Annotated in this window: 21 protein-coding genes; 7 read left to right on the top strand and 14 right to left on the bottom strand. The window is 72.4% G+C overall.

The window, feature by feature from the left end; translation table 11 throughout:
- Positions 1-103: 103 nt before the first annotated feature.
- The 6 genes from Mco01_RS00290 to Mco01_RS00265 form a co-directional block, all read right to left on the bottom strand.
- Positions 104-559 carry an ABA4-like family protein gene (locus Mco01_RS00290; protein WP_204054895.1) on the bottom strand — a complete coding sequence of 152 codons (456 nt, stop codon included), beginning with the start codon at positions 557-559 and terminating at the stop codon, positions 104-106.
- The gene (locus Mco01_RS00285) at positions 556-1,524 is read right to left on the bottom strand and encodes a hypothetical protein (RefSeq protein WP_204054894.1); all 969 of its coding nucleotides are present in this window, start codon (positions 1,522-1,524) and stop codon (positions 556-558) included. Before Mco01_RS00285 ends, Mco01_RS00290 begins: the two co-directional genes overlap by 4 nt.
- 26 nt (positions 1,525-1,550) lie before the next feature.
- Positions 1,551-2,285, bottom strand: coding sequence for a response regulator (locus tag Mco01_RS00280; protein ID WP_204054893.1), 735 nt, complete (start codon positions 2,283-2,285; stop codon positions 1,551-1,553).
- Entirely contained in the window at positions 2,275-3,309 is a 1,035-nt protein-coding gene (locus Mco01_RS00275) for a sensor histidine kinase (RefSeq protein ID WP_204054892.1), read from the bottom strand. The genes Mco01_RS00280 and Mco01_RS00275 overlap by 11 nt, the downstream gene beginning before the upstream one ends.
- 252 nt (positions 3,310-3,561) lie before the next feature.
- Positions 3,562-4,590, bottom strand: coding sequence for an aldo/keto reductase (locus Mco01_RS00270; protein WP_204054891.1), 1,029 nt, complete (start codon positions 4,588-4,590; stop codon positions 3,562-3,564).
- 23 nt (positions 4,591-4,613) lie between these two features.
- Positions 4,614-6,776 carry an MMPL family transporter gene (locus tag Mco01_RS00265; RefSeq protein WP_204054890.1) on the bottom strand — a complete coding sequence of 721 codons (2,163 nt, stop codon included), beginning with the start codon at positions 6,774-6,776 and terminating at the stop codon, positions 4,614-4,616.
- 111 nt (positions 6,777-6,887) lie between these two features.
- Here Mco01_RS00265 and Mco01_RS00260 point away from each other — a divergent pair, with 111 nt between their 5' ends.
- Together Mco01_RS00260 and Mco01_RS00255 are read left to right on the top strand one after the other, a co-directional pair.
- On the top strand, positions 6,888-8,300 hold the full coding sequence (locus Mco01_RS00260) for an MFS transporter (protein ID WP_204054889.1): 1,413 nt from the start codon (positions 6,888-6,890) through the stop codon (positions 8,298-8,300).
- Between the two features lie 94 nt (positions 8,301-8,394).
- Positions 8,395-9,024, top strand: a complete 630-nt coding sequence (locus Mco01_RS00255; protein WP_204054888.1) for a MerR family transcriptional regulator — start codon at positions 8,395-8,397, stop codon at positions 9,022-9,024.
- A gap of 79 nt (positions 9,025-9,103) precedes the next feature.
- Here Mco01_RS00255 and Mco01_RS00250 read toward each other — a convergent pair whose 3' ends face one another.
- From Mco01_RS00250 to Mco01_RS00240, 3 genes are all read right to left on the bottom strand, one after another.
- A complete protein-coding gene (locus tag Mco01_RS00250) occupies positions 9,104-10,156 on the bottom strand; it encodes a lactonase family protein (RefSeq protein ID WP_204054887.1) in 1,053 nt (350 codons plus the stop codon).
- A 66-nt stretch (positions 10,157-10,222) separates the two neighbouring features.
- Positions 10,223-10,654 (bottom strand): MaoC/PaaZ C-terminal domain-containing protein, encoded by a 432-nt coding sequence (locus tag Mco01_RS00245; RefSeq protein WP_204054886.1) that lies wholly within the window; start codon positions 10,652-10,654, stop codon positions 10,223-10,225.
- Positions 10,647-11,075: an FAS1-like dehydratase domain-containing protein gene (locus Mco01_RS00240; RefSeq protein WP_204054885.1), complete on the bottom strand. Its 429-nt coding sequence runs from the start codon at positions 11,073-11,075 to the stop codon at positions 10,647-10,649. Before Mco01_RS00240 ends, Mco01_RS00245 begins: the two co-directional genes overlap by 8 nt.
- A 290-nt stretch (positions 11,076-11,365) precedes the next feature.
- On the opposite strand from Mco01_RS00240, the gene Mco01_RS00235 reads away from it, so the two are divergent.
- Positions 11,366-12,100, top strand: a complete 735-nt coding sequence (locus Mco01_RS00235; RefSeq protein ID WP_204054884.1) for an AfsR/SARP family transcriptional regulator — start codon at positions 11,366-11,368, stop codon at positions 12,098-12,100.
- On the opposite strand, the gene Mco01_RS00230 is transcribed toward Mco01_RS00235, so the two are convergent.
- From Mco01_RS00230 to Mco01_RS00210, 5 genes are read right to left on the bottom strand one after another with little or no spacing between them, the layout of a single operon-like run.
- Positions 12,066-12,518: a MaoC/PaaZ C-terminal domain-containing protein gene (locus Mco01_RS00230; protein ID WP_204054883.1), complete on the bottom strand. Its 453-nt coding sequence runs from the start codon at positions 12,516-12,518 to the stop codon at positions 12,066-12,068. The genes Mco01_RS00235 and Mco01_RS00230 overlap by 35 nt on opposite strands.
- Positions 12,515-12,985, bottom strand: a complete 471-nt coding sequence (locus tag Mco01_RS00225; protein WP_204054882.1) for an FAS1-like dehydratase domain-containing protein — start codon at positions 12,983-12,985, stop codon at positions 12,515-12,517. Before Mco01_RS00225 ends, Mco01_RS00230 begins: the two co-directional genes overlap by 4 nt.
- The gene (locus Mco01_RS00220) at positions 12,976-14,091 is read right to left on the bottom strand and encodes a beta-ketoacyl synthase N-terminal-like domain-containing protein (protein ID WP_204054881.1); all 1,116 of its coding nucleotides are present in this window, start codon (positions 14,089-14,091) and stop codon (positions 12,976-12,978) included. Before Mco01_RS00220 ends, Mco01_RS00225 begins: the two co-directional genes overlap by 10 nt.
- A complete protein-coding gene (locus Mco01_RS00215; protein ID WP_204054880.1) occupies positions 14,088-15,302 on the bottom strand; it encodes a beta-ketoacyl-[acyl-carrier-protein] synthase family protein in 1,215 nt (404 codons plus the stop codon). Before Mco01_RS00215 ends, Mco01_RS00220 begins: the two co-directional genes overlap by 4 nt.
- Positions 15,295-15,615, bottom strand: coding sequence for an acyl carrier protein (locus Mco01_RS00210; RefSeq protein ID WP_198167008.1), 321 nt, complete (start codon positions 15,613-15,615; stop codon positions 15,295-15,297). The genes Mco01_RS00215 and Mco01_RS00210 overlap by 8 nt, the downstream gene beginning before the upstream one ends.
- Positions 15,616-15,740: 125 nt before the next feature.
- Between Mco01_RS00210 and Mco01_RS00205 the strand changes: the two genes are divergently transcribed.
- Genes Mco01_RS00205 through Mco01_RS00190 form a run of 4 tightly spaced genes read left to right on the top strand, consistent with a single transcriptional unit; the run spans position 15,741 to position 18,596 of the window.
- Positions 15,741-16,697 (top strand): AfsA-related hotdog domain-containing protein, encoded by a 957-nt coding sequence (locus Mco01_RS00205; protein ID WP_204054879.1) that lies wholly within the window; start codon positions 15,741-15,743, stop codon positions 16,695-16,697.
- Positions 16,694-17,344: an HAD family hydrolase gene (locus tag Mco01_RS00200; RefSeq protein ID WP_036321198.1), complete on the top strand. Its 651-nt coding sequence runs from the start codon at positions 16,694-16,696 to the stop codon at positions 17,342-17,344. The genes Mco01_RS00205 and Mco01_RS00200 overlap by 4 nt, the downstream gene beginning before the upstream one ends.
- Positions 17,341-18,045 carry a 3-oxoacyl-ACP reductase FabG gene (gene fabG / locus Mco01_RS00195; protein WP_204054878.1) on the top strand — a complete coding sequence of 235 codons (705 nt, stop codon included), beginning with the start codon at positions 17,341-17,343 and terminating at the stop codon, positions 18,043-18,045. Before Mco01_RS00200 ends, fabG begins: the two co-directional genes overlap by 4 nt.
- A 47-nt stretch (positions 18,046-18,092) precedes the next feature.
- The gene (locus Mco01_RS00190) at positions 18,093-18,596 is read left to right on the top strand and encodes an ester cyclase (RefSeq protein ID WP_036321195.1); all 504 of its coding nucleotides are present in this window, start codon (positions 18,093-18,095) and stop codon (positions 18,594-18,596) included.
- The last annotated feature ends 138 nt before the right edge of the window (positions 18,597-18,734 follow it).

The raw sequence follows: 18,734 nt of genomic DNA, 5'->3' as shown, positions 1-18,734 counted from the left end.
CTGCCGCTGGGCCGGTGGCGCGAGCCGCGACCCGATCCGATGCCGCAGCGGCCCGTCCGGGCCCGGTCACGCCCGCGACGACGTGGCCGGGCCCGGCGGGAGGTCAGCCGCGCTGGAGGCTCACCACCCGCGCCCGGTCGGCGCGGGCCGGGGCGAGCAGGCGGGCGGCCAGGTAGAGCAGCGTCCCGATGGGGGACAGCAGGATCGTCACCACCAGGATGGGGCTCGTCACCAGCGGCGGGACGCCCCGTTCGCGGGAGTCGAGGTACATCCAGCGGCCCACGAACAGGTCGAACCCGATGAGGTGCGCCCACAGGGCGGCCGCGCCCTCCGGGCTGCCGAAGAAGTCGCCGAGGACGCGCAGGTCCGGGCGGCTCACGGCGGCCCACAGGCCGCCGAAGTCCGGGATCACGAGCGCCAGGTAGACGAGCAGCGGCGGCACGACGATCAGGGGCGAGGACACGATCCTTCGGGTCCACGACCAGCCCGGAGCGAAGATCATCAGGGCCCAGAACGGCACGGCGAGCGGGAACGTGAGCTGGAACAGCGCCTGGGTCATCGCACGCCCGCCTCGGGCACCGGGGTGAGGACCGGGGCGACCGGCCGCCTGCGCCGGGCCAGGACCACGGCCAGGGACCCGGCCGCCACCGCGGCCGCGATCAGGGCCAGCCCGCCGAGGACCGCGGCGTCCGGCCGGACCAGCGGCTGCCCGCGCAGGGCCTGCCAGGTCAGCAGCGCCACCAGCGCCAGGTAGCCCGCGGCGGCCACCCGGATCAGGCCCACCCGGACGCCCTCGTCGCGCAGCGCCGGCACCCACCGGCCCGCCAGGGACAGGATGACCGCCACGAGTGGGATCGCCTGCAGCGCGTGCAGGCCCACCGCGTGCGGGACGCGCAGATCCCCGCCCGTGGTGCTCCAGTCGGTGAGCGGCATGCCGGGGCCGCCGTCAGGCACGCCGACGCTGTGGGCCCCCATGACGCCGTCGAACGTGCCGTCCGCCAGCGCCTGCGACTGTTCCGGAGTGGGTCCGACCATCAGGAAGGCGACCGCCATGCCGATGACCGACAGCACCAGCGCGAGCCGCAGCGCGGTGGTCGTCGGCCGGTCCGCGAGCCGCTGCCGCAGGGCGAGCACGCCGATCCCGATGCTGGTGATCCAGAGGAACGTGATGGTGAGGCCCATCACCCCGAAGATCGCGGCGTCGAGCGGCGTCGACTCGTTGAAGTGGCTGCGCCGGCCCCGGAGGACCTGGGTGACGATCAGCACGATCTCGATGATCCCGGCCGTCACGAGGAGGTTGCCGGCCAGCCGGGCCAGGCCCGGGGTGCGGCGCATCAGCGGGAGTATCCAGGCGATCACGGTGCCGAAGGCGATGAACGACAGGCAGAACTTGAGCGGCTTGAGCCAGATCGGCTCGCCCATCAGCACCCGGTCGTCGAACGCCAGCCCGGCCACGCAGACGACGGCGAGCACGCCGAGCGCGCCGCAGAAGAGCATCAGCGGGCGATGCCATCGGAGCGGCATGGCCAATCCTCCTATGGATAGTTCAACTATCGATAGCTCCAGGATCCATTCTGGCCGACCGGTTCGCAAGAGGTGGACGGCATCCGCTCGATCCGTACGGGCGGGAGGGCCGGCGCCGGGACGGGCGAGGTGAAGGCCGGCGCGGAGACCTTCGCCCGGTTCACGGCGTCGAGCCGCGACACGGCGCCGAGTTTGCCGAAGATGTTGCGCAGGTGCCGTTTGACCGTGCCCTCGGTGATCGACAGCTGGACGGCGATCTGCCGGTTGCTGAGCGCGCGGGCGACCAGAGCCAGCACCTCCTCCTCCCGCTCGGTCAGCAGGGCCCGCGGGGCCGACTGCGCGATGGTCCTCGGCGGGCGCGGGGAGACGATGACCCGGTGGGAGCTGCGGTGCACGCTGCGCAGGGCCGCCGTCAGGTCCTGCCAGCTCACGCCCTTGTGCAGGTAGCCCCGGGCGCCCGCCGACAGCATCTCCTGCACCAGGTGCGGGTCGTCGTGCATCGTCAGCACGACGACCGTGCTGTGCGGCGACACGTGCGCGATCTGGTTCAGCGTGTACGCGGGCGGGTGGCCCGGCATCTCGACGTCCAGAAGAACGATGTCGGGACGGACCGCGGCGACCGTGGAGACGACGGCGCGGCCGTCCCCGGCCTGGCCGGCGACGCGGAAGTCGGGCTCGGAGCGCAGGAGCTCGCAGAGCGCCTCGCGCAGGAGCGTGTGGTCGTCGGCCACGACGATGCGGATGGGATGCTCAATGCTCATGCGGGCGCCCTCCGAGAGGCACGGAGATGTCGATCCTCGTCCCACCGGACGGATGGCTGCTCATGCGGAACTCGCCCGCGAGGAGCTCGGTGCGCTCCCGCATGGAGGCGAGGCCGGCCCCGTGCCAGGCCCGGCCGGGGTCGAGCCCGGCGCCGTCGTCCTGGACGACGGCCACCACCTTCCCCGGCAGGATCTCGGCGTGGGCGCTGACGCCGCCGGCCCCGGCGTGGGCGAGCGCGTTGCGCAGGGCCTCCCTGATGATGGCCAGCAGTTCGGCGCGCACGTCCACGGGCAGGGACGACTCCTCGCCGCGCACGGACACCTCCAGGCCCACGCCCGGCGGCTTCACCGCCTCGGCGAACGCGCGCAGCGAGCCCTCCAGGCCGATCCTGGGCGGCCAGGGCCGCAGGCCCTTCACCAGCCGCCGTACGGTCTCCCAGGCCTCGTTCAGCGCCTGGCGCACCTGACGCAGGTCGTCCTGCGCCTCGGGCGTCCCGCGGCGCAGCTCGTAGAGGTCGAGCCGGCGCATGGCCAGGCTGATGCTGCTGCCCACCCAGTCGTGCACGTCCCGGGCGACGACCATCCGGATCCGCTCCTGCTCGGCGCCGATCCGGTCGAGCGTCTCCGCCTCGGCCTCGGCGCCGAAGGCGCCCACGAGCGTGAGGATCGCCCGGTTCAGCGCCGGCAGCACGTGGTCGCGCGGCCGTTCCCGTTCCACGGGGTCCCAGGCCGTCCCGGCCAGGTGGTCGGCCACCGCCTGGAACAGCTCCGCCCAGGCGGCGCTGGCCGCCACGAGCCCGACCGCGCGTACGGCCGGGCTCGGCGGCTCGATCGCCGCCCGCGCGGGCCGGCCCCCGCCGGACTCCGCGCAGAGCTCCAGGAGACTCTCCGTCTGCCTGCGCCACTCCCGCCAGACCAGGGGGTCCTGGACCACGGGACTCGCCAGCTCACGCAGGCGGGATTCGTACACCTGCAGTAACGCCGGGCTCCGTACGAGCACCTCCGGCGACGTGCTTTCCGCCATATCCGATCCCCTGCACCTTGTTCGCCCCCGACTTTGGCCACGGACCAGAAGGGGGGTCCGCGTTACGACCGTCACATGGTGCTGGCCCGCGATTCCGCAGGCATCGATCGCCACAATTATCTAGAAATCGAGCGTTTCTCGGCAATGGGCAGGGGAGGGGTTTCTGCGTTCATGACGGATAGTAGAGAAGCGTGTTGAGAATCAGGTCATGTTAATCCCGTGTAAAGAGATTTTTATTCGTGTAATTCTGTACTATCTCCGCCGCAGAGCGGGGTCGGCCAGCTCAGGGTGCTGCCAGCCCTCGTCGTGCGGATTGAGCGTGGTGCCTGGCGGGACGATCCGGTCGATCTCGTCGAGCACGTCGCCGGTCAGCTCGACCGACACCGCTCCGAGCTGACTGTCAAGGTGCTCTGTGGTACGCGGGCCGATGATAACCGAGGTGACCGAGGGATGGCGGAGCGTGAAGGCCAGGGCGAGGTCGATGAGACTGATCCCGGCGCGCTCGGCCAGCAGGGCCAGCTCCTCGACGATCTCCAGCTTGCGCTGGTTGGCGGGCAGCTCCATGTCGTACCTGCCGGGCACGACGAAGCTGCGCATGCTGAACGGGACCTCCTGGTCCTTGCGGTACCGGCCGGTGAGCCAGCCGCCGGCGAGCGGGCTCCAGGTCAGCACGCCCACCCGGTACTGCCGGCAGACCGGGAGCACGTCGCGCTCGATCCCTCGAACGAGGATCGAGTACGGCGCCTGCTCGGCGGAGAACCGCTCGCGGAACCCGCGGGCGGCCACGAGCTGCGCCTCCACGATGAGGTGGGCCGGGAACGTCGAGGTGCCGAAGTAGCGGATCTTGCCGGCCCGAACCAGGTCGGTCAGCGCGCTCAGCGTCTCGTCGATGTCCGTGGAGGGGTCGGGACGGTGGATCTGGTAGAGGTCGATCCAGTCCGTGCCGAGCCGGCGCAGGCTGTTGTCCACCTCCTGCGTGATCCAGCGGCGGGAGTTGCCCCGCATGTTGGGGTCGGCGCCCATGGGGAAGTGGCACTTGGTCGCGAGGACCACCCGGTCCCGGGCCCCCGCCTGCGCGAGGGCCTTGCCGACGATCTCCTCCGACTCCCCGGCCGAGTAGTTGTCGGAGGTGTCGATGAAGTTGACGCCGTTCTCGAGGGCGTGGTGGATGATCTTTATCGAGTCGTCGTGGTCGGGATTGCCCCACGACCCGAACATCATCGCTCCAAGGCACAGCCGGCTCACCGTCACCCCGGTGCGGCCGAGCACTTCGTACTGCATGTGATCTCCCTGAGTGTCGGGGGTCAGGCGGGCCGCGGCGCGACCTCGGCGGGCGCGGCGGGGGCGGCGTCGTGCCCGTGCCCGTGCTCGGGCACGCCGTGGCGGCGCCACCAGGCGGCCAGCGGAGCCGGGGCCCACCAGGCCCACCGGCCGAGCAGCCGCATCGTCGCCGGGACGAGCAGGCCGCGCACGATCGTGGCGTCGACGGCGACGGCGATCACCAGGCCGACGCCGGCCATCTTCATGAACGTGATCCCGGACAGGACGAACCCGCCCACGACCACGGCCACCAGCAGGGCCGCGCTCGTGATGACGCGGGCCGTCCGCTGCAGCCCCCGGGCCATCGACTCGGCGACGTCGCCCGTGCGCTCGTACTCCTCGCGGACCCGCGACAGCAGGAACACCTCGTAGTCCATGGCCAGGCCGAAGGCGATGGCCACGATGAGCACGGGGAAGTTCACGTCCACCGCGCCGACCGGGACGAAGTTGAGCACGCCGTCGAGCCAGCCGTCCTGGAAGATCAGCTTGATCGCGCCGAAGGAGGCCGACAGCGACAGCAGGTTGAGCAGCACCGACTTCACCGGCAGCACCACGGACCCGAAGGCCAGGAACAGCACGACGAACGACACGACGGTCACGAACAGCGCCATCCACGGCATCCGGGAGGTGACCATGTCGACGATGTCCACCCGGGAGGCGGGCATGCCGGTGAACGCGGCCGTGGTCCCGGGGGGCGGGGCGACGGCCCGCAGGCCGTCCACCATCCGGCGGGCGTCGCGGGACATCGGGTCCATGGCGTAGCCGAGCGTGAGCCGGGCCTGGTCGCCGGCGGCGCCGGTGACCCTGGCGCCGTTCACGCCCGGGACCGCGTCGAGGCGGGCGGCGTAGGCGTCCAGGGCGCCTCTGTCGAGCGCGCGGGGCGACTCGACGACGGCCGTCACGAGCTTGCCGGGATCGGCCGCGAAGCGCTGTCCCACCTCCTGGGTGACGGCGCGGGCGTCAGCGTTCGCCGGGAGCACCCAGTCGCCGGGCCGCGCCCAGTTCACCCCGAGGAACGGCAGGCCGAGGGCGACCAGGACGACGACGATGCCGAGCGTGCTCGCCAGCGGGCGGCGCATGACGGCGTGGGCGACCCGGTACCACCGGCCGGTCGTGGGGTCGATCACGCGCACCCGCGCCGGGTTGAGCCGGGTGCCCATGATCTTCAGCAGCGCCGGGAGCACGGTCAGCGAGGCCACGACGGCCACGACCACGGTGCCCGCGCCCGCGTAGCCCATCGACAGCAGGAACCGCGAGGGGAAGAGCGTGAGGCCGGCGAACGACATGGCCACCACGACGCCGGAGAACGTGATCGTCCGCCCCGCCGTCGCCATCGTCCGCTCGACCGCGGCGTCCACGGACGCGCCGGACGACAGCTCCTCGCGGAACCGGGTCACGGCCAGCAGCGCGTAGTCGATCGCCAGGCCCAGGCCGAGGATGCTGATCACCTGGATGGCGAACGTCGAGATGTCGGCGAACAGCGTCACGAAGCGCAGCAGCGCGAGCGAGCCCAGCGCCGCCGTGAAGCCGATGACCAGCGGCAGCGTGGCGGCCAGGACGCTGCGGAACACCACGATCAGCAGGATCAGCAGGATCGGCGTCGAGATCGCCTCGGCGAGGCCGAGGTCGCGCAGCGTGAGCCGGTTGACCTGGTCGGTCATCGAGGTGGTGCCGCCGAACCTCACGGTCAGCCCGGGCACCGCGAAGCTGTCCTGGATCTTGCGCAGCTGCTGCACGCGGACCTGGTCGTCGGGCGAGCGCAGCTGCACCGCCGCGTACGTGGCGTGCCGGTCCTTCGAGACGTAGCCGGCGGAGCCGGTCGACCAGTACGAGTCGAGCCGCGTCACGTCACCGCGCGGCACGGCGGCCAGGGCCCGCTTCACCGGCTCGGCGAAGGCGGGGTCGTCGACGGTGAGGTGGTCGCTCTCATAGAGGACGACGACGTCGTTGGCGTACCGGCCGAGGGGGCCGGCCAGCACGTTGTCGGCGTGCACCGACGGGCTGCCGGGGTCGTCGAACCCGGCGCCGCCGCCGAGGCGGCCGAACACGCCCGTGCCCCAGACGGCGGCGAACACGACGAACAGCAGGGTCCCGAGCATGATCCAGCGGCGGCTTCGGATGGCGAAGCGGCCGAGTGTGCGGAACATGTACGCCTCCACCGTAGATAGCGGTGAGCATTACTATCCATCTAATTATCGATAGTGATACTATCCACTATCTAAGTTGGGGGGCAAGAGGTCATCACTGGAGGCCGGACGATGAGCGTTCGTGGCGGAGCCTTAGCCACCTTTCTGATCACGGGGACCGCGGCGTTCATGGCGTCGCTCGACAACCTGATCGTCACCACCGCGTTGCCGACGATCCGGCGCGACCTGCACGCCTCGCTCGAGAGCCTGGAGTGGACGGTCAACGCCTACACCCTGTCGTTCGCGATCCTGCTGCTGGGCGCGGCCATCCTGGGCGACCGCTTCGGCCGCAGGACCGTCTTCGTCGCGGGCGTCGCGCTGTTCACCGTCGCGTCCGCGGCCGCCGCCCTGTCCGGCACCGCCGGGATGCTCGTGGCCGCCCGGGTGCTCCAGGGCGTCGGCGGGTCGGTCATCTTCCCGCTGTCGCTGACGCTCGTCGTCACGGCCGTCGGCGAGAGGCGCCGCGGCATCGCCATCGCCGGCCTGAGCGGGATGAGCGGACTCGCCATCGCCCTCGGCCCGTGGGTCGGCGGCATGATCGTCCAGCTCGGCGACTGGCACTGGGTCTTCTGGCTGAACGTCCCGATCGGCGTGCTGCTGCTGCCGCTCGCCCTCGCCCGCCTGGCCGAGAGCCACGGCCCGTACGCGCGGCTCGACGTCCGCGGCACGCTGCTCGTCACCGGCGGCCTGCTCGGCGTCGTCTACGGGCTGGTGCGCAGCTCGGCGCTCGGGTGGGGCGACGCGCAGGTGGTGGGTTCGCTGGCCGCCGGGGCGGCGCTGCTGGCGGCCACCGTGGCGTGGGAGAGGCGGGCGCCCCATCCCGTGCTGCCGCCGCACCTGTTCCGGCGGCGCGGCTTCACGCTGTCGAACGCCGTCGCCCTGCTCGTCCAGGGCGGCATGTTCGGCGCGGTCTTCCTGCTGACGCAGTACCTGCAGAACGTGCTCGCCTACTCGCCCGTGCAGGCCGGGTTGCGCACGCTGCCGTGGACCGCCATGCCGCTGCTCGTGGCGCCGCTCGCCGGGATCTTCGGCGAACGCCTCGGCGTGCGGCGGCTCATGATCGCGGGATGCGCCCTGCAGGCCGCCTCGCTCGGGTGGCTCGCCGTCGTGGCCGAGCCCGGCGTGTCCTATCTCCTGCTGCTGCCGGCCATGGTGGTCGCCGGGGCCGGCATGGGCCTGTTCTTCGCGCTGAGCGCCCGGCAGACCCTCGACTTCGCGTCCCCTTCGGAGGAGGGCCTCGCGTCGGGCGTCAACAACGCGCTGCGCCAGGTCGGGGTGGTCCTCGGCGTGGCCGTGCTGGCCGAGGTGTTCGCGGTGACGGGCGGCTACGCGACGGCGGCGTCGTTCACCTCGGGCCTGCGGGCGGCGCTGTGGGGCGGCGCCGCGATGGTCGCCGCGGCCACACTGTGCGCCGCGCTCGTCCCTCCGTCCCCGCCGCGCGAGCGGCCCGCCGAGCCGGCGCCGGTGCGCGAGGTCAGCGCCTGAGCGCCTGACGGCGTCCGGTGTGCCGCGCAATCGGGCGTGGTACGCCGGACGCGACCAGGATCTATCCTTGGAGGCGGCGACAGGGAGAGACACCATGAGGATCGCTGAGCTGAGCAGGCGCACCGGCGTTCCCATCCCCACGATCAAGTACTACACGCGGGAGGGGCTGCTCCCGCCGGGGGAGCGGACCGGGCCCAACCAGGCCCAGTACGGCGAGGCGCACGTGCGCCGCCTCAAGCTGGCGCGCGCCCTCGTCGAGGTGGGCGGCCTGTCCATCGCCTCGGCCCGCGAGGTGCTCTCCCTGATGTTCTCCACCGGCGTCTCCCAGCTCGACACCATCGGTAAGGCGCAGTACGTGATGACCGCGCCGCGCGACTACACCGAGGACGAGGCGTGGCAGGAGGCCGTCGCCGAGGTCGACCGGCTGCTGGAGGAACGCGGCTGGCAGGTCAAGCCCACCAACCCCGCCCGCCGCACGCTGGCCGACGCGCTCGCCACCATGCGGCGGCTCGGCCAGGACGACTTCGCCAAGGTCCTCGGCTCCTACGCCGACGCCGCCGAGCGCGTGGCCGCCGACGAGGTGAAGACGCTGCTGCACCGCGGCGATCTCGACAGCATCGTCGAGGGCGTCGTCATCTGGACCGCCATGGGCGACACGATCCTCGCGTCGCTGCGCCGGCTGGCCCACGAGGCCGAGTCGACCCGCCTCTTCGGCGACTTCTGAGACTCCCCGCACGCGCGAAGCCCTCCGGCGCCGGCCGGAGGGCTTCGTTCGCTCGCAGGCCCGGGACACCGGGCGGGGATCAGGCGGGCGCGGCCACCAGGCAGGCCGCGTCGGGCACCGCCACCGGCGCGCCCAGCGCCCCCAGCAGGCCCGTCTCCGGGTCGACGGACAGCGCGGCGACCGTCCCCGCCATCTGGTTGGCCACGTACACGACCGTGCCCGAGGGATCGACGAGCAGGTCCCACGGCATGGTGGTGAACGGGTCGCCGAACCGGTGCTCCCCGGTCCGCTTCAGCACCGCGCCCCCGGCGGCCACCTCGAAGACGGCCACGCTCTCGTGGCCCCGGTTGGCCGCGTAGACGTACCGCCCGTCGGCCGAGATCACGATGGCGGAGGGCGCGATCCAGCCGTCCGCCTCGTCGGGCACCGTGCGCACCGAGCCCAGCGGCCACAGGGCCCCGGACGTGTCGAAGCCGCACACCACGATGACCGGCTGGAGCTCGCCGACGACGTAGACGTACCGGCCCGAGGGGTGGAAGACGAGGTGGCGCGGGCCGACGCCCTCGCCGAGGTGGGTCCGTCCGAGGGCCGACAGGTGCCCGCTGGACGCGGAGAACCGGTACACGTGGACGTGGTCGTCGCCCTTGTCCGGCACGAGGACGAACGTCCCGGTGTGGTCGGTCGCGGTCATGTGCGGGTGGGGCCCGGCCTGATTGACCGGGTCGGGGCCCTTCCCGTCGTGGCGCACGACGTCCACGGCCGGGCCGAGCAGCTCGTCGTCCTCCACGGGGAAGACGACGACCTCGCCCGAGTCGTGGTTGACCGCGAGCAGGTGCCGTCCCGACGGGTGCAGGGACAGGTGGACGGTGCCGGCGCCGAGGGCCGGGCGCTCGCCCCGGTGCTCCAGCGAGCCGTGCCGCCCGACGCCGAGGACGTGCACCCGGCCGTCCGGCACGTTGGCGGCCACGTAGAGCGTCCGCCCCGAAGGGGACGGCAGCAGGTGGAAGGGGTTGGGGATGTCGGTGAACGAGCCGGTGAGCACCAGCCCGCCGGTCGCGGGATCGGTCATCACGACGCGCACGCCCCTGGCGAGGGTCTCGGTCCAGGAGTATCCGCCGACGAACAGTCGCATTGCAGCCGGGCCTTCCTCGTCGTCGCTCTCGGCCGGGCCCGCCGCTCGGGCCCGCCGGTCGGGTCGTCAGTCGTCGAGCGCGACCACGGCGCGCGGGCGGGCGAGCACCTTCTCGCCGCCGTGCCGCACGGTCAGGTCGATCCGCACCCGGGAGCCGGGCAGCTTCTCGGCCACGACCCCCTCCACCACCACCTCGGTGCCGTCGTACCCGTCGGGCACGACGACGGGCCGGGTGAACCGGGCGCCGCAGCCGCTCACCCGCCCGGGGCGGCCCGCCCACTCGTTCACCAGGCGCATCGCCACGCCGAAGGTGAGCATGCCGTGGGCGACGAGGCCGGGCAGCCCGGCCCCCTCGGCCGCGCTCTCGCTCCAGTGGATGGGGTTGAAGTCTCCCGAGGCGCCGGCGTAGCGGACCAGGTCGTAGCGGCGGATCGGGTGGGTGAGGCGGGGCAGCCGGTCCCCGACCCGGACGGCCGAGTAGCGCGGGACGTCAGGCATCCTCGTCTCCCATGGTCACGAGCGTGGCGGTGGCCGTGCAGACGTGCTCGCCGCCCGTCGTGGTCACGGCGCTGGACAGGGTCAGCACGTCGGCGGGACCGGCGCCGCCCACGTCCTCGACCCGCACGGTGACCGTGAGCCGGTCGCCGGCCACGATCGGGCGGGTGTAGTCGAACCGCTGCTCCCGGTGGAGCAGGCGGGACAGGTCGAGCCCGAGCTCGGGGTCGAACACCGCCTGCCGCTCGGCCCGCATCGTGAGCACGATCGCGAACGTCGGGGGCGCGACCACCGGGCCGTCCGGGTCCGCGGCGGGGTCGGGCTCGCCGATCGCCTCGGCGAACTCGCGGATCTTCTCGCGGCCGACCTCGTACGGCTCGGTCGGCGGGTAGACCCGGCCCTTGAACGCCGGATTCAGCGGCATCGGGCTTCCTTTCGAGATGGCAGACCGGTTTCCGACTTTATCGGGATATGGACTTCTCTTCGAGGCTGACGGGATGTCACTTGGGAGGTAATCGATGCCCCGAAAGGCGCATGGTGCTGCGTCTTTGGCGGCACTTGAGGGTCCCGGCGTTGCAGCCAGGTGGGGGCTCCTGATTACGTTCGGATCGAACACCGAGGACCAGGCACCATACGATCCCAATTATTCGGGAGAAATTGGAAATGCGTATTTTCACTGTTCTCGGCTCGTTGGCGATACGTTCAGGAAACCGCGTGGTGATACCGCCGGGGCCCAAGGTCCGTCAGGTCCTCGCCCTGCTGCTGATGCGGCCGGGCCAGGTCGTCCCGGTGGAGACGCTGGTCGAGGAGCTGTGGGAGGACGCGCCGCCGCGGACGGCCCTGCAGTCGCTGCACACGCACGTCTACCGGCTGCGCCGGCTTCTGGGGGCCGACGGCGACCCTCCGGCGCCGCTGCTGACCGAGCCCACCGGATATGTGCTGCAGGTGGCGGGGGAGCAGGTCGACGCCGAGCGGTTCCGGCGGCTCGCGGAGCGCGGGGCGGCCGGGGTCGCCCGGGGGGAGACGGCCGAGGGGGCGGCCGTCCTGCGCGAGGCGCTCGCCCTGTGGCGGGGCAGGCCGCTCGGCAACGTGGCCTGCGGCCCCGTCCTGACCCGCCACCTCGCCCAGCTGGAGGAGGCGCGGATCAGGGCGCTCGAGCTGCGGATCGAGGCCGACATGCGGCTGGGCCGCCACCGGGAGCTGGTGGGCGAGCTGCGGGGCCTGGTGGCGGCCAATCCGCTGAACGAGTGGTTCCACGCCCGGCTGATCGAGACCCTGCACAGGGTGGGCCGGCGGGGGGAGGCGCTGACCGCCTTCCACGACCTGCGCAGGGTGCTCGACCGGGAGCTGGGGCTGGAGCCCTCGCCCGAGGTGCGCCGCCTGCAGCGGGAGATCCTCGAGGTGGGGACGCGCCCTATGCCAGGGCTACGATCGTCCGCGGCATCGTGAGCACCTTCGCGCCGTCCAGGCGGACGGCGACGCTGACCCGCACGTTCGGGGCCTCGAGCTTCTCCACCACGACGGCCTCGACCTCCAGCAGGACGCCCTTCCCGTCGTTGGGCACGGGGACCAGCCGGGGGAAGCGGCCGCCGAAGTCGACGACGGCCGCCGGGTCGCCCGCCCAGTCCGAGACCACGGACAGGGCGAGGGCCATGGTGAACATGCCGTGTGCGATGGGGTGCGGCAGGCCGATGGCCTCGGCCGTCCGCTCGTCCCAGTGGATCGTGTTGTAGTCGCACGAGGCCCCGCCGTACCGGACGAGGTCCCCGCGCTGGACCGTGACGGTGCGGCCCGGGAGCCTCGTGCCGGGCTCCACGTCGTCGTAGCGGCGCCTGGCCGGCGCCGGACGGGTGATGACCGTGGTCATGGTGCGGGCTCGCCCTTCCTCTCGGGATCGAACATGACGAACGTCGACTTCGCCGTGCACACGTGCTCGTCGCCCCCGGCGTCGATCCGGCTCTCGAACGTGATGACGTCGTTGTCACCGATGATGTCGATGGCCGCGATGGAGACCGTCACGGTGAGGACGTCCCCGGCGCGGATCGGCCGCCGGTAGGCGAACCGCTGCTCCCGGTGGACGAACCGCACCTGGTTCCGGGCGCCGAGCTCCGGGTCGTACACGACCTGGCGCTCGGCCTCCAGCGAGATCACCATGGGGAAGCTCGGCGGGGCGATGACGTCCGGGTGGCCGTGCGCCCGCGCCGCCTCCGGGTCCCGGTAGACGGGGTTGGGGTCGCGGATCGCGTTCGCGAACTCCCAGATCTTCTCCCGCCCCACCTCGTACGGCTCGCTGGGCGGGTAGCTCTTGCCGACGCACGCGACGTTCAGAGCCATCGGCGCACCACCAGGCAGCCCACGTTGCCGTCGTCGCCCACGCTGGTCACGAGGCCGGTGCGGGGGTCGCCGTCCGGGGCCTCCTGCCAGGAGGCGAGCAGCGCGGCCAGCTGCAGGGCGCCGCTGGCGCTGTAGCACTCGCCCACGGCGGTGGCGGCCCGGATCAGGGGGACGTCGCGGCCCAGCGCGGCGCGCAGCGCCCGCTCCTCGACGGCCTCCATGTCCCGGTGCCCCGCCGCGCCCACGGAGACCACGTCCACCTCGTCGGGGAGGACTCCACTGCGCGACAGCGCCCGCCCGACGCACGCGGCCAGGCCGCGGGCCCTGCCGTCGGCGTCGTCCACGCCGTGGTAGCCGACCTCGCAGGCCAGCACCTCGGCCAGCCCGGTGCGGCCGGCCTCCCGGGCCGCCTCGGCGTCCTCGAGGAGGAACATGGCCGTGCCCTCGCCGATCGGCGCCTCCGCGTCCAGGGCCTGCGACAGGTGCCAGCCCCAGGCCGAGATCGGCACCAGTTCCTCCACGCCGCCGACGAGCACGCGGGAGGCGCGGCCGCCCTCGATCGCCGTACGGGCGAACCGGACGGCCGCCAGGCTCGACACCTGGCCGCCGGAGATCGTGGAGTTGACGGCCCGCAGGCCGTTCTTGATCGCGATCTGGCCGCCGCAGGCGTTCATGACCACGTTGGGGAAGTTCCCCGGGTTGACCATGTACGGCTTCTCCTGCAGCACGGTGTCGCAGGCGACCTCCGAGAGCGTCCGCAGGCTGCCCGTGCTGGTGGCGACGACCACGCCGATGTCCGCGCCGTCGCCCTCGGCGCCCGCCTGCCGCAGCGCCGACCGGCAGGCGATCAGGGCCATGAGCGTGAACCGGTCGACGTGGCGCAGCCCCTTGGTGCCGAGGTGCTCGGCGACCGGGAGCTCGGGCAGCGCCCACAGCGGCTGCGGGGGGTACCCGTCGGGCGAGTCCTCCGGGGCGCCCGGGGCGGCGGGGCCGCTCTCCAGCGCCCCGGCCAGCGGGGCCAGCCCCACGCCCGCGGGGGAGACCACCCCGCACCCGGTGACGAGGAGCGGCCGGACCGGCGCGGCCACCGCCGCGCCGGCCGTCATGCCACCCTCCCGAAGACGGTCACCACGTTGTTGCCTCCGAAGGCGAGTCCCTGGTTCTGCGCGACGTCGACCCGGCCGGGCCGGGCCACGTTCGGCACGACGTCCAGGCCGGGGCCGAGGGCCGGGTCCAGCTCCTCCAGGTTGGCGGTGGGGGGCAGGAAGCCCTCCTGGATCGCCTTGAGGCAGGCGATGGCGCCGAAGGCGCTGGCCGCGCCCATCGTGTGCCCGATCATGGACTTGACCGAGCTGATCGGCGGGATGTGATCGCCGAACGCCTCCCGGACCGCGGTGACCTCGGTGATGTCGTTGGTCCGCGTCCCGGTGCCGTGGGCCGAGATGTAACCGACCTGGGAGGCCTCGACCCCGGCGAACCGGTGGGCGATGCGGATGCACTCGGCGAAGCTGGACGCGTCCGGGTTCACCATGTGCTTTGCGTCGCAGTTGACGCCGTAGCCGAGCACCTCGCCGTAGATCCGCGCGCCGCGGGCCTGGGCGTGCTCCAGGGGCTCCAGCACGAGGACGGCGCCGCCCTCACCGGTGAGGATGCCGGAGCGGTTCACGTCGAACGGCCGGCAGACCTTCTCGGCGAGCGCGCCAAGCCGGTAGAACCCGGCGTGGCACGAGCGGTTCACCGCGTCGGCGCCGCCCGCCAGCATGAAGTCGGCCTGCCCGGTCCGCACGAGGTCGTACGCGTAGCCGAGGGCCATGTTGCTCGCGGAGCAGGCCGTGGGGATCGTCTGCGAGTCCCCGGTCAGGTGCAGCTCGGCGCTGACCGCGTTGGCGATCTGGCTGGCCGGGGCCATCGGCACCAGGCGGGGGTCCACGGCCTTGAGGCCCTGGCTCATCCACTGGTCGACGACCTCCATGAGCACCTGCGACTCGCCGGCCGTGGTGCCCATGATGGACCCGGTCCGCGCGGCCGACAGGTCGCCGGGGTCGAGGCCGGAGTCCTCCACCGCGAGCCGGGCGGCCGCGGCCGCGAACAGCGCGCTGCGGCCCCACCGGGCGGTGTCGATCCGCCGCAGCAGCCGTTCCGGCTCGAAGTCCTTGACCTCGCAGGCCACCGTGTAGGGGAAGCCGTCCGTGTCGAAGCTCGAGATCTCGGAGGCGCCGTTCCTCCCTTCCCGGATGGCGGCGGTGAACGCCTCGACACCGGTGCCGATGCAGCTCACCGCCCCCAGGCCGGTAACGGCGACGCGCCGGTCAGGCATTCTGGGGCTCCCGGCCGGCGACCTTCGTGACCACGGCGTAGACGCCGTCCAGGTTCGGCATGTTCGGCAGCTCGTCCTGCGGAACCGCGACGCCGAGCTCCTTCTCGATCCGGGCGAGAATCGTGATGAGCGACAGCGAGTCCGCGTCGTATTCGTCGATGAAATGACCCGACCCGGTGAGCTCGCCGGGCTCCAGCTCGAGTTCCTGCTCGATGATGTCGCGAATCTTCTCCTGCAGGGCGCTGACATCAACAGTCATTCGCGGATTCCCCTTCTCAATATCCGACCGTTTCTCGCCGACGACGTTAACCACCGGCCCTCCCGAGGAACAAGGGAACGGATCGAAAGTGACATCGCGCCGCTTTTATCGCGAATTTAGCGGCCTTTCATCGGCGGCTGCGAAAGTGATGCCACAACCGTCTATCCAGGGGGGTGACGATGGCGGCCACAACGGAAGCCGTCGCCGATCTCGCCGAGCCGGTGGAGCTGAGTTTCGGTCGCACGATCGACCGCGCTCTGGTGCACCGCGCCTCGGTCGCCGAGGTCTTCGTGACCGATATCCGCCCGGCCGGCGAGGCCCGGTTCCTGGCCGCGGCGCAGCTTCCGCTCAGCCACGGCTACTACAGCGACCACACCGCGCGGCCCGCTGTGTTCGACCCGTTGCTGGTGCTGGAGGCCGGCCGGCAGGCCGGCATCGCGGGCGCGCACCTGCTGGGCCTGCCGCCCCGGGCGATGATGATGGTCGCGAGCTTCACGATCACGCTCGACGGCCCGCTCCTCGCCGGGCACCTGCCCGGCGAGCTGCGCATCGACAACCGGTTCGACGCCCGCAGGACGCGCGGCGGCCGGGTGCGGACCGGCTCGGTCACCCAGGACCTCGTCCTGGACGGCGAGCCGGCCGGCGTGCACACGATGGAGGTCAACGTCGTCACGCCGGGCGAGCACGAGGCCCTGCGGCGGCTCATGCGGGGCACGCCCGCGCCGTCCACCCGCGACCTGGGCGACCCGGAGGGCGTGTCGCGCGCGCTGCCCCACGAGGTGGGCCGCAGCAACCCGCTGAACGTCGTCGTCGCGGACGTGGAGCGCGCACCGCGACGGGCGCGGGCGCTGGTCGCGCCCTCGTTCGCCAACCGGTCGCTGTTCGACCACGAGTACGACCACCTGCCCGCCACCACCCTGGCCGAGGCGGCCCGCCAGCTCGCCGTCGTCCTGGCCGGCGACGAGGCCGTGCCGTACGAGGTGTCGGGGCGCTTCCTGCGCTTCGCCGAGCTGGACCTGCCCTGCGTCGCGGAGGCGGAGGCCGGGCCCGGCGGCGCGGTCGAGGTCAGGTTCGCGCAGGGCGACGGGATCGTGGCCGAGATGCGGCTGCGGCTGAGCGGGGAGGCGGGGCGATGACGGCGGAGCCGGTGGCGGCGGTCTGGACCGACTTCGGCGGGGTGCTCACCCCGCCCATCAGCGTGACGATGGCCCGGTTCTGCGCCGCGCACGACCTGCCGCAGGAGGCGCTCATCGACGCCATCCTCAAGGTCACCGCGTCGTACGGCACCGACGACATCATGCTGCCGATCGACACCCCCCTCGTGAGCGAGCCGGAGTGGGTCGCGCAGATCGGCGAGGTGCTGCGGGCCGACCACGGCGTCGAGATGCGCCTGACGACCCTCGCCGACGCGTGGTTCGACGGCCGCGAGGCCAACGCCGAGTGGGTCGCCGCGCTGCGCGGCCTGCGGGAGCGCGGGCTGTTCGTCGGGATGCTGTCCAACATGGTCCCCGCCTGGGACCTGCACTGGCGGCGGATGGTCGACCCGGCGGAGCTGTTCGACGACGTCGTGCTGTCCTTCGAGGTCGGCTGCCGCAAGCCCGACCGGCGCATCTTCGACCTGGCCGTGGAGCGCTCCGGCGTCCCGGCCGGGCTGTCCCTGTTCGTCGACGACCTGCCGAAGAACTGCGACGGCGCCCGCGCCGCCGGGTGGCGGGCCGTCCACTTCACCGGTACGGCCGAGGCCGTCGCCGCCCTCAACGAGCACCTAGGAGTGGCCATATGACCCGTTCTGTTCTGGTCACGGGCGGGAACCGGGGCATCGGCCTCGCGATCGCCCGCGCGTTCGCCGACAACGGCGACAAGGTCGCGATCACCTACCGGTCGGGCGAGCCCCCGGAGGGATTGTTCGGCGTCCGCTGCGACGTGACCGACTCGGCCTCGGTGGAGCGGGCCTTCGAGGAGGTCAGGGCCCAGCAGGGGCCGGTCGAGGTGCTGGTGGCCAACGCCGGCACGACCAGGGACAACCTCTTCCTGGCGATGTCCGAGGAGGACTTCGCCGCGGTGATCGACACGAACCTCATGGGCACGGTGCGGGCCGCCCGCTGCGCCGTCCACGACATGGTGAAGGCCCGCTGGGGGCGGATCATCATGATCGGTTCGACCACCGCGTTCTGGGGCTCGCCCGGCGTCACCAACTACTCGGCGTCCAAGGCGGCGCTCATGGGCTTCGCCCGCACGCTGGCCTGGGAGCTCGGCCCCCGCAAGATCACCGTGAACGTCGTCTACCCCGGTCTCATCGAGACCGACATGGTGTCGGGCCTCACCGACCAGCACCGGGCGTACCTGCACGGGATCACCGCGCTGCGCAGGTCGGGCCGGCCGGAGGAGGTCGCGCCGGTGGTGCGCTTCCTCGCGAGCGACGAGGCGAGCTTCATCACCGGCGCCCTCGTCCCGGTCAGCGGCGGCCAGGGACTGGGTCACTGAGAGCGCCTCAGAAACGACTGCGAACGACTGCGAAGAGAGGGACGAGCATGGCTGACGAGGTCCAGGAGATGCTGGCGCCGCTCGAGGAGCGCCCGCCGGACGCCGCGCAGCAGGTCCTCGAGGTGGCGATCGGCATCGCCAAGGTCTTCGGCGAGCTCGACGAGGAGGCGGCGCACCGCTACATCGCGCCGGACTTCGTCGACCACGAGGCGTCGGAGGGTGTCGGCGGCGGCCCCGAGGGGTACCTGGCGACCGCCCGGTACATGCGCTCGGCGTTCTCCGACGCGCGCTGGCAGGTGGACGACTTCATCTCCGAGGGCGACAAGTTCGCCTGCCGGGTGACGTTCAGCGGACGCCACACCGGCGACTTCCTGGGGGTGCCGCCCACGGGCAAGGAGTTCGAGATCCAGCACCTGCACTTCTACCGGGTGGAGAACGGCCAGGCCGTCGAGCACTGGGGGGCCAGGGACGAGCTCACCCTGCTGCGCGAGCTGGGCCTGTTCGCCCCCGAGCACGTGACCCCGGCCGACGCCGCCGAGGCCCAGGCCTGATCCGCCGCACCCCACCCACAGAGGAGCCCGGTCCCGTACGGGGACCGGGCTCCTCGGCGTCCGGGCTCCTCGGCGTCCGGGCTCCAGACGCGGGCCTCTCGGAACAGGGGCCGGAGACGGAACGAGGGGCCCCGGGAT

This window comes from Microbispora corallina (assembly GCF_016863035.1).
Taxonomy (GTDB): Bacteria; Actinomycetota; Actinomycetes; order Streptosporangiales; family Streptosporangiaceae; genus Microbispora; species Microbispora corallina.
The sequence above is the reverse complement of the archived record's forward strand: the minus strand, read 5'-3'. Positions and strand labels throughout refer to the sequence as shown.

Excerpts from the sequence above, each read along its gene's own strand:
- Mco01_RS00265 (WP_204054890.1), bottom strand. The coding sequence starts at position 6,776 with ATGTTCCGCACACTCGGCCGCTTCGCCATCCGAAGCCGCCGCTGGATC.
- Mco01_RS00230 (WP_204054883.1), bottom strand. The coding sequence starts at position 12,518 with ATGACCACGGTCATCACCCGTCCGGCGCCGGCCAGGCGCCGCTACGAC.
- Mco01_RS00200 (WP_036321198.1), top strand. The coding sequence starts at position 16,694 with ATGACGGCGGAGCCGGTGGCGGCGGTCTGGACCGACTTCGGCGGGGTG.
- Mco01_RS00290 (WP_204054895.1), bottom strand. The coding sequence starts at position 559 with ATGACCCAGGCGCTGTTCCAGCTCACGTTCCCGCTCGCCGTGCCGTTC.
- Mco01_RS00205 (WP_204054879.1), top strand. The coding sequence starts at position 15,741 with ATGGCGGCCACAACGGAAGCCGTCGCCGATCTCGCCGAGCCGGTGGAG.
- Mco01_RS00255 (WP_204054888.1), top strand. The coding sequence starts at position 8,395 with ATGAGGATCGCTGAGCTGAGCAGGCGCACCGGCGTTCCCATCCCCACG.
- fabG (WP_204054878.1), top strand. The coding sequence starts at position 17,341 with ATGACCCGTTCTGTTCTGGTCACGGGCGGGAACCGGGGCATCGGCCTC.
- Mco01_RS00215 (WP_204054880.1), bottom strand. The coding sequence starts at position 15,302 with ATGCCTGACCGGCGCGTCGCCGTTACCGGCCTGGGGGCGGTGAGCTGC.
- Mco01_RS00245 (WP_204054886.1), bottom strand. The coding sequence starts at position 10,654 with ATGCCTGACGTCCCGCGCTACTCGGCCGTCCGGGTCGGGGACCGGCTG.
- Mco01_RS00280 (WP_204054893.1), bottom strand. The coding sequence starts at position 2,285 with ATGAGCATTGAGCATCCCATCCGCATCGTCGTGGCCGACGACCACACG.
- Mco01_RS00270 (WP_204054891.1), bottom strand. The coding sequence starts at position 4,590 with ATGCAGTACGAAGTGCTCGGCCGCACCGGGGTGACGGTGAGCCGGCTG.
- Mco01_RS00275 (WP_204054892.1), bottom strand. The coding sequence starts at position 3,309 with ATGGCGGAAAGCACGTCGCCGGAGGTGCTCGTACGGAGCCCGGCGTTA.
- Mco01_RS00260 (WP_204054889.1), top strand. The coding sequence starts at position 6,888 with ATGAGCGTTCGTGGCGGAGCCTTAGCCACCTTTCTGATCACGGGGACC.
- Mco01_RS00220 (WP_204054881.1), bottom strand. The coding sequence starts at position 14,091 with ATGACGGCCGGCGCGGCGGTGGCCGCGCCGGTCCGGCCGCTCCTCGTC.
- Mco01_RS00285 (WP_204054894.1), bottom strand. The coding sequence starts at position 1,524 with ATGCCGCTCCGATGGCATCGCCCGCTGATGCTCTTCTGCGGCGCGCTC.
- Mco01_RS00190 (WP_036321195.1), top strand. The coding sequence starts at position 18,093 with ATGGCTGACGAGGTCCAGGAGATGCTGGCGCCGCTCGAGGAGCGCCCG.
- Mco01_RS00240 (WP_204054885.1), bottom strand. The coding sequence starts at position 11,075 with ATGCCGCTGAATCCGGCGTTCAAGGGCCGGGTCTACCCGCCGACCGAG.
- Mco01_RS00225 (WP_204054882.1), bottom strand. The coding sequence starts at position 12,985 with ATGGCTCTGAACGTCGCGTGCGTCGGCAAGAGCTACCCGCCCAGCGAG.
- Mco01_RS00250 (WP_204054887.1), bottom strand. The coding sequence starts at position 10,156 with ATGCGACTGTTCGTCGGCGGATACTCCTGGACCGAGACCCTCGCCAGG.